The sequence below is a fragment of the Phytobacter massiliensis JC163 genome (genome assembly GCF_000321045.1).
GTDB classification, from domain to species: domain Bacteria; phylum Pseudomonadota; class Gammaproteobacteria; order Enterobacterales; family Enterobacteriaceae; genus Phytobacter_A; species Phytobacter_A massiliensis.
In genome coordinates this window covers 276,503-283,998 of the sequence record NZ_HE578948.1, presented here as the reverse complement: position 1 = coordinate 283,998, position 7,496 = coordinate 276,503, and the positions used below count along the sequence as shown (strand labels likewise).

The following is a 7,496-nucleotide window of genomic DNA, read 5'->3' as shown; positions in this document are numbered from 1 at the left end:
GGTACGCCCGGCATCACCTGGCCCGGCGTCTGGTTGCCCGCGGCGGGCGCAGGCGTCGTCTGCCCCTCTACCGGGGTGACCGGCGTCAGCGTTTCCGACTGCGTCGGCGCAGGGGTCGCCACCGGCTGGGTTGCCGGAGCAACAGCAGGGACGGTAGGCGCAGCCGGGTTCGCGGGCGCCGCATGGGTCATCAAAGAGGGAAGAGCGCTCATCCCCACAGCCACTGCACAAATCCAGGAAAGTTTTCTTTTCATCGCGTTTTCATCATTGTTGAGCCAATCACGTCACGGGTTGCTGCACCGCTTCCCGCTCCGGGCGGCGCGGGATAAACGACACAATCCAGCCGACCAGGACGATGAGCGAACGGAAAATCATTTTCACCGACGATGGAGCAAATTCCGCGAGATGGCGATAACCACGGAAGCCCAATTTCAGGATATCCATTAAGCTTTCCAGCGGCTTATCTTCCGGGAAGCTGTCCTGCCAGAGCGCCCATGTATCCGCACGGGCAAAAGTACACTGCACAAAATCGATATGCTGCTTCGTGGTGAGCGGCATCAGCTGTAGCCCGACTTCATTGCCGGAGACGCGCACCACCAGCGTCGGGAAGACATACTCCTGCTGCCCGCGTTTTAGCAGCAGGTTGACCTTCTGCCCTTCCAGCACCTGCGTCTGGCCGTTAATCTTGATCCCTACCCCGCCGTCAGAGAAGTCATGCACGGTACAGGAGAACAGGTGGCCGTCTTCACGGGCAACGGCGGCAGGCATCGAGATCTCTACGCGGTGCGCCCGACGCACCTGCTTGCTCTCAACCGACACCGCCACCGCGCCGCCAAGAATAACCAGGTTGTAGAAGACCCAGACGATACTGACCATGACCGTAAGAATTTCATTCGCCGGGCCGTAGAAGTAGCGCCAGACCCCCACCAGCACGCCAACAATGTTCAGCAGCACCAGGAAGATATAGGGTCGGGAGATCACCCAGTCGACATACTCCTCCTCCACCAGGCCGCCCTTCGCCGTGACGTTAAACTTCCCTTTGTGCGGGTTAAACAGCGCCACCAGCGTTGGCGGAGCGATATACCAGGCCAGCACCGTTTCGTAAATTTCGCTCCAGAAGGAGTGGCGATATTTGCCCTGGATTTTCGAGTTGGTCAGGCTGGCGTGAATCATATGCGGCAGCACGAACAGCGCGATCATGATGGCGGGAGCGTAGATGATATAGGCATGCAGCAGCAGGAAGGCCAGCGGCGCGGTTAAAAAGACCAGCCGCGGCACGCCCGACAGGAAGTGCAGCATGGCGTTGACGTAACACAAGCGCTGCGCCAGCTTAAGCCCTTTGCCAAACAGCGGGTTATCGAGACGGAAAATCTGGATCATGCCGCGCGCCCAGCGAATACGCTGGCCGATATGCGCCGACAGGCTCTCCGTCGCCAGCCCCGCCGCCTGCGGAATACGCATGTAGGCGGAGGTGTGGCCCAGCCGGTGCAGGCGCAGCGAGGTGTGGGCATCTTCGGTCACGGTCTCGACGGCGATACCGCCGATTTCATCCAGCGGGCCGCGGCGGATTACCGCGCAGGAGCCGCAGAAAAAGGTCGCGTCCCACATGTCGTTGCCGTCCTGAACCAGCCCGTAGAACAGCGTGCCTTCGTTGGGGGTTTTGCGAAAACGCCCGAGGTTGCGCTCAAAGGGGTCCGGCGAGAAGAAGTGGTGCGGCGTCTGCATCATCGCCAGATTCTTCTCTTTAATAAACCAGCCCATCGTCATCTGTAAGAACGAACGCGTCGGCACATGGTCGCAGTCAAAAATGGAGACGAAATCGCCTTTGGCATATTTCAACGCGTTATTGATGTTACCGGCTTTGGCATGTTCGTGGGTGGGACGGGCGATATACTCCACGCCCACCGTCTGGGCGAACTGGCGAAAGTTTTCGCGGCCGCCGTCGTCCAGAATCCAGATTTTCAGCTTGTCTTTCGGCCAGTCGATACCCAGCGCGGCGTAAATGGTGTTCTTCACCACGTTAAGATCTTCGTTATAGGTGGGCACAAAGATATCCACCGACGGCCACTGGGACATGTCCTTCGGCAGCGGCACCGGCTGGCGGTTAAGGGGCCAGACGACCTGGAAGTAGCCCAGCACCAGCACTATCCATGCGTAGGTCTCCGCAAACAGCAGCACCACCCCGCAGACCAGGCTCACCGGGTCGTTCCAGTTGAGCGTCGAGGTGTAGCGCCACCAGATATAGCGGCAGGAGACGGTCAACGACAGCACGATTAACATCAGCGCCGAGAAACGCCCCGGAATGCGCCGCACCAGCAGCGCCACGCCCCACAGCAGCATCAAAAAGATAAATTGCGACAGCGGGTTAAACGGCTGCGTGATACACAAAACCGCCAGCAGCAGCGAGCAGGTAATAATGACGCCGAGGATCAGCCGTCGCGCCCCTTCGCTGATATGGCCCAGCTCTTTCTGATCGTCGAGATGGCGGGTCTGGTCGCTCACCCGGGTGGGGAGATTATCCAGCCAGGCGTGATAGCGGTCGCGCAGGCCGCGCGTGCGCGCAAAGCGTTTTGGCCGCGCGCCGCCGGACGGCAGGCTAATCAGCAGCCAGAGCGTTTGCAGCAGATAGCGCGCCGGGTCGAGCGGGCGTGGTTTATCCGGGTCGATATGGGGAAACAGCGTGCGGTGCTGCGCGCGTAGCCGCTGCCAGTGGGCGTTTTCCAGCGGCAGAAACAGCCAGGCCAGCGCCGCCCAGAAGCACCCGCAGGCGGCGCTGAATACTGAGGCCCGGTTCCGGCGATAGCGCAGGTAGCGCTCGCTCAGACGCGTATGTACCGGCGGCGGCAATAGCCAGGCGGCGAGGCGACTCATTTTTCCGTCTCCGGCGCGCCGACCGCGGCGTTTCGGCTGTCCGCGCAGTGCAGCAGGCACCAGTTCGCCAGCGTCAGGATCTCTTCTGCCGCCAGCGAGTCGGGGCGATACTCGCCCAGCGGCTGTTTGGAGGCCAGGCACTCCACCATCGCCTCATCACGATGAATGACGGTAGAAAGCAGGCGGCGCTGGCTCTGGAGCCACACCTGGTAGAGATCGTCCTGTAGCTGGCTGCCGATGCGCAAATCATTGATGACAATATAGGCCCCCGCAGGCAGCGCCTGTTGATGCAGACGAACATGGCAGTTGGTGTCGGGTTTTACCACCACCAGCGTCTGGTCGCACTGTTCAATAAACTGCCGCGTCAGGGGGGCAAACCCGTGCGGCAAATCCACCAGCACCCAGTCATAATGGCGCTGGGCTTTCAGCATTTGCAGCATCGACGTTAATTCGCTCAGCGGGTTATGCAGCAAATGAATGTTTTCCTGCTCTTCGGCGCTCAGGCGGCCAAAGGGCAGTACGTCCAGCTGGCTGGTATAGCGCAGCCCGGCGTCGCGCCAGTCCTGGCCGTCCAGCACGGCGCGGGCCCAGCCCTGGGGCAGGTCAAAATCAACGTTGAAAGAGAGGCGCAGGAGGTTATCGGGGCAGGCGTCTATAACGAGAACGGTATCCCCTAAGAGTTGTAATGCCCAGCCGAGCGCCGCCGTTACTGATGTGGTACCCACACCCCCGCGTATGCCCTGTAACCCCAATACAGCCATTCGACGTCCTTATTGTTGACGAGCAAATTCTGCCAGCAGCGGCCAGCGTTTCAGCGCCGCCGCCAGCTGTTCTCGTTGGGAAATATCGGCATAATTGATATCCGGCAGGGAGAAGACCTTCCTCAGCGCGAGAAAGTCGTTTTGAAAGGTATAACCCAGCGTCGGATCGGTCTGAGTGTTAAGCTCATCGTTATGCATGCAGAGACGTTCCCGTTAAAGAGAAATGAGTAAATTCTTAGCGATATATTTTGCCAACGCACACGAAACTTGAAGCATGACGGCTATACATGCTAAATCTGATGTTCTTTAATTTCAATGTTAGGTTTATTTCTTTGCTTTGGCTAGTACACTGAGATACAGATAAATTACCTGTTGAGGGATACCGTGAACCCCATATTTTCTGTTGGCATCCAGTCGCTATGGGATGAATTGCGTCATATGCCAGCGGGCGGCGTATGGTGGATTAACGCTGACCGCGAGCAGGACGCTATCGATCTGATGAACCAGACGCTAATGGCGCAACCGCACAATGCAAAGGTGGCGGTGGCGGGCATGGGTCATGCGTTACGTCAGATCATTAAATTAGAGCAGGATCACGGGCCAGATAAAATACGCCTTTTTTCCATGCCGAATCATGAAAAAGGGTTATACTATTTCACCCGCGATTTACTTTGTTCAATAGAACCTGAACATTATTTGTTGGTTTTATTATGTGCAAATAACGCCTGGCAAAATATATCCGCTGCAAAACTACACGGTTGGCTTAAAAAGACTTTTAGCTGGGCTAAATACCATAACTGTAGTTTGTTAATAATAAACCCCGCAAATAATAGCGATAAGCAGTCATCAATCCTGATGAGTGAATACCAGTCCCTCTCCGGTATGGCCAGTTTGCGCTATGAAAGTGCGATGCACCTTTATGATGTCGCCTGGTGGAGCAACGAGAAAGGCGTCAGCGCCCGCCAGCAGCTGCAGCTTGAACAGCACGACGGCCAGTGGCGTCTGGCGAAGCAGGAAGAGACCACCGTGCAGCCGCGCAGCGACGAAAAGCGCATTTTAAGCAATATCGATGTCCTGGAGGGCGCGCCTGCGCTTTCTGAATACTGGACGCTCTTCCCTACTAATGAAGAGTTGTTTAACGAGGCCCGCACCACCCAGGCGGCTACGCTGGTCTTCGCCCTGCGGCAGAACAACCAGATTGAATCCCTGGCGCGGCAGATCCACACGCTGCGCCGTCAGCGGGGCAGCGCGCTGAAAATTCTTGTCCGTGAAACCAAAGCCAGCCTGCGCGCCACCGACGAACGCCTGCTGCTTGGCTGCGGGGCCAATATGGTGATTCCGTGGAACGCCCCCCTCTCCCGCTGCCTGACGCTGATTGAAAGCGTCCAGGGCCAGCAGTTTAACCGGCTGGTGCCGGAAGATATCACCACGCTGCTGTCGATGACCCAGCCGCTCAAGCTGCGCGGCTACCAGCCGTGGAATCTGTTTTGCGAGGCGGTGAGCAACATGGTCAACAATACGCTGCTGCCGCCGGACGGCAAAGGCGTGCTGGTGGCGCTGCGCCCGGTACCCGGCCTCCGTGTCGAGCAGGCGCTGACCCTCTGCCGCCCGAACCGCGTCGGCGATATCGTTACCATTGGCGATAACCGTCTGCTGATGTTTTTATCTTTCTGCCGCGTCACCGATCTGGATACCGCGCTGAACCATATTTTCCCGTTGCCGACGGCGGATATTTTCTCTAACCGCATGGTCTGGTTTGAGGATAATCAGATTGCGGCGGAGCTGGTGCAGCTGCGCGACGTGACGCCGGAGAAATGGGGCAAGCCGTTGCCGGTCAGCGCCCAGAAGAAGGTGATTAACGCCGAGCATGACGGCCATGTCTGGCGGCGTATCCCCGAGCCGCTGCGCCTGCTGAGTGACGACACGGAGCGCGCATCATGATGTCTATCGCCGATATTATTCAACTGGTCGTCCTGTGCGCGCTGATTTTCTTTCCGCTGGGCTATCTGGCGCGCCACTGGCTGTACCGTATCCGTGTCATTGTGCGAATTTTGTTTACCAAACCCCGTTATGTGAAGCCAGCCGGCGTCCTGCGCCGTACAGCCTCCGTCAAGGCAGATCGAAAACATGACTGAAACTTATACGACTTCCACCGCTACGCCGCTGTGGCGCTACTGGCGCGGCCTTTCCGGCTGGAATTTCTATTTTCTGGTGAAATTCGCGCTGCTGTGGGCGGGCTACCTTAATTTCCACCCGCTGCTGAACCTGGTGTTTATGGCGTTTCTGCTGATGCCGTTGCCGCGCATGGCCCTGCATCGCCTGCGCCACTGGGTAGCTATCCCAATAGGTTTTGCCCTGTTCTGGCACGATACCTGGCTGCCCGGCCCGCAAAGTATTATCAGCCAGGGCGGCGAGGTCGCGGGCTTTAGCGCCGACTATTTGCTTGATTTAACGCTGCGCTTTATCAACTGGCAGATGCTCGGCGCGCTGTTCGTCATGTTTATCGCCTGGCTTTTCCTGTCGCAGTGGGTGCGCGTCACCGTATTTGTGGTGGCGATTATGATCTGGCTGAACGCCATGACCATTGTCGGCCCGGCCTTTACGCTGTGGCCTGCCAGCACGCAGAGCGCCACGGTCGCCACCACCGGCGCGACCGCCGCGCCTACCGTCGCAACAGCGGGAACTACGCCGGTGGTGGGCGATATGCCGGCGCAAACCGCGCCGCCGACCTCTGAGAACCTCAACGCCTGGCTTAACAGCTTTTATGAGGCGGAAGCGAAACGCAAAACGACCTTCCCCAGCCAGCTGGCGGCGGATGCCCAACCCTTCGATCTGCTGGTTATCAATATCTGCTCTATGGCCTGGGCCGATATTGAGGCGTCGGGCCTCTCTTCGCACCCGCTGTGGAACCATTTCGACATTGTGTTCCGCCAGTTCAACTCCGCCACCGCCTATAGCGGCCCGGCGGCGATCCGTTTGCTGCGCGCCAGCTGCGGCCAGACGTCCCATAAAAATCTCTATCAGACGGCGGGCGAGCAGTGCTACCTGTTTGATAACCTGACGAAGCTGGGCTTTACCCAACAGCTGATGATGGACCACAACGGCGTCTTCGGCGGCTTCCTCGATGAGGTGCGCCAAAACGGCGGTATCCAGGTGCCGTTGATGAACCAGGCCGGTCTGCCGCCGGTGCTGCAATCATTCGATGGCTCGCCGGTTTATGACGACACCGCGGTGCTGAACCGCTGGATGGAGAGCGAGGCCACTAAACAGGGGCAGCGCACCGCCACTTTCTATAACCTGCTGCCGCTGCATGATGGTAACCACTACCCAGGCGTGCGCCAGACGGCGGATTATAAGATTCGCGCCCAGAAGCTGTTCGATGAGCTGGACGCCTTCTTTACGCAGCTGGAGAAGTCCGGGCGCAAAGTGATGGTGGTGATGGTGCCGGAGCACGGCGCGGCGCTGCAGGGCGATAAGATGCAGGTTTCCGGCCTGCGCGATATCCCCAGCCCGTCGATTACCCATGTGCCGACGGCGATTAAGTTCTTTGGCATGAAGTCGCCGCACCAGGGCGCGCCCATTGATATCACCCAGCCAAGCAGCTTCCTGGCGGTTTCCGAGCTGGTGGCGCGGGTGCTGGACGGTAAAATTTTCAATGAAGATAACGTTAACTGGGACCAGTTAACCAGCGGGCTGCCGCAGACGGCGCCGGTTTCGGAGAACGCCAACGCGGTGGTGATTCAGTACCAGAACAAGCCCTATGTGCGGCTGAACGGCGGCGACTGGGTGCCGTACCCGCAGTGATTTTCCCCGGATGCGACCCTCACCCCGGCCCTCTCCCTGGAAGGGAGAGGGGGAAAACCA

6 protein-coding genes and 1 pseudogene are annotated in these 7,496 nt (G+C 58.6%); 3 read left to right on the top strand and 4 right to left on the bottom strand.

Annotation, left to right across the window (positions count from 1 at the left end; genetic code table 11):
• The 4 genes and pseudogenes from ENTHG_RS25715 to bcsR form a co-directional block, all read right to left on the bottom strand.
• Window positions 1–254 (bottom strand): annotated as a pseudogene (locus ENTHG_RS25715) (cellulose biosynthesis cyclic di-GMP-binding regulatory protein BcsB); the annotation flags it as partial.
• A 25-nt stretch (window positions 255–279) separates the two neighbouring features.
• Window positions 280–2,871 (bottom strand): UDP-forming cellulose synthase catalytic subunit, encoded by a 2,592-nt coding sequence (gene bcsA / locus ENTHG_RS18740; RefSeq protein ID WP_044183316.1) that lies wholly within the window; start codon window positions 2,869–2,871, stop codon window positions 280–282.
• Window positions 2,868–3,632 (bottom strand): cellulose biosynthesis protein BcsQ, encoded by a 765-nt coding sequence (bcsQ, locus tag ENTHG_RS18735; RefSeq protein WP_044183313.1) that lies wholly within the window; start codon window positions 3,630–3,632, stop codon window positions 2,868–2,870. The genes bcsA and bcsQ overlap by 4 nt, the downstream gene beginning before the upstream one ends.
• A gap of 9 nt (window positions 3,633–3,641) precedes the next feature.
• A complete protein-coding gene (gene bcsR / locus ENTHG_RS18730) occupies window positions 3,642–3,830 on the bottom strand; it encodes a cellulose biosynthesis protein BcsR (protein WP_044183310.1) in 189 nt (62 codons plus the stop codon).
• Between the two features lie 186 nt (window positions 3,831–4,016).
• On the opposite strand from bcsR, the gene bcsE reads away from it, so the two are divergent.
• From bcsE to bcsG, 3 genes are read left to right on the top strand one after another with little or no spacing between them, the layout of a single operon-like run.
• Window positions 4,017–5,573 (top strand): cellulose biosynthesis c-di-GMP-binding protein BcsE, encoded by a 1,557-nt coding sequence (gene bcsE, locus ENTHG_RS18725; protein ID WP_044183307.1) that lies wholly within the window; start codon window positions 4,017–4,019, stop codon window positions 5,571–5,573.
• On the top strand, window positions 5,570–5,767 hold the full coding sequence (gene bcsF, locus ENTHG_RS18720; protein ID WP_044183304.1) for a cellulose biosynthesis protein BcsF: 198 nt from the start codon (window positions 5,570–5,572) through the stop codon (window positions 5,765–5,767). Before bcsE ends, bcsF begins: the two co-directional genes overlap by 4 nt.
• Entirely contained in the window at window positions 5,760–7,436 is a 1,677-nt protein-coding gene (gene bcsG / locus ENTHG_RS18715) for a cellulose biosynthesis protein BcsG (protein WP_044183301.1), read from the top strand. Before bcsF ends, bcsG begins: the two co-directional genes overlap by 8 nt.
• The last annotated feature ends 60 nt before the right edge of the window (window positions 7,437–7,496 follow it).

Bases quoted from the DNA above. Each gene is read 5' to 3' on its own strand.
- bcsG (WP_044183301.1), top strand. From the start codon at position 5,760: ATGACTGAAACTTATACGACTTCCACCGCTACGCCGCTGTGGCGCTAC.
- bcsF (WP_044183304.1), top strand. From the start codon at position 5,570: ATGATGTCTATCGCCGATATTATTCAACTGGTCGTCCTGTGCGCGCTG.
- bcsR (WP_044183310.1), bottom strand. From the start codon at position 3,830: ATGCATAACGATGAGCTTAACACTCAGACCGATCCGACGCTGGGTTAT.
- bcsA (WP_044183316.1), bottom strand. From the start codon at position 2,871: ATGAGTCGCCTCGCCGCCTGGCTATTGCCGCCGCCGGTACATACGCGT.
- bcsQ (WP_044183313.1), bottom strand. From the start codon at position 3,632: ATGGCTGTATTGGGGTTACAGGGCATACGCGGGGGTGTGGGTACCACA.